General features: G+C 62.7%; 1 protein-coding gene. It reads left to right on the top strand.

The window, feature by feature from the left end:
- A partial coding sequence (locus OC610_RS28605; protein WP_264433128.1) for a biliverdin-producing heme oxygenase occupies positions 1 to 504 on the top strand: 504 nt, incomplete at its 5' end.
- Between the last annotated feature and the right edge of the window lie 62 nt (positions 505 to 566).

Raw genomic sequence — 566 nt, 5'->3', positions numbered from 1 at the left:
GCCCAGGCGCCATTCGAAACCCAGGCCAGCTACGCCCGCTTCGTCGTCGCCCAGTACCAGTTCCAGTCGGAACTGGTGGCGCTGTACAACGACGCGCAACTGACCGCGCTGATTGCCGATTTGCCCGCGCGCTGCCGCGCCGAAGCGGCCAAGGCCGACCTCGCGGACCTGGACACCGAAGTGCCGGCTCCCCTGGCCGGCGCAGTGAAGAACCCGACCCAGGCCGAAGCCCTCGGCTGGCTGTTCGTCTCCGAGGGTTCCAAGCTTGGTGCTGCGTTCCTGATCAAGCGCGCCGTCGCCCTTGGAATGAACGAAACCTTTGGAGCCCGCCACTTGGCAGAACCGACGGGCGGCCGCGCCGAAGGCTGGAAAACCTTCACCCGGATCCTTGACGAGTTGCCCTTCACCGAACGGCAGGAAGCCGAAGCGGACAAAGGTGCGCTGGCGGCCTTCAATAGGTTTACGGTCCTATTGGAGCAAGCCTACGCGGTGGAATTGACCTGATTCACACCACTCCCAAAGATGATTCATGGTGGATGCATGTTCTGCAGTCACTCAAGAACCAG

Origin of the sequence: Pseudomonas agronomica (assembly GCF_025917275.1) — a bacterium.
Classification (GTDB): Bacteria; Pseudomonadota; Gammaproteobacteria; order Pseudomonadales; family Pseudomonadaceae; genus Aquipseudomonas; species Aquipseudomonas agronomica.
Note: the sequence above shows the minus strand (reverse complement) of the source record. Positions and strands in the feature narration are given on the sequence as shown.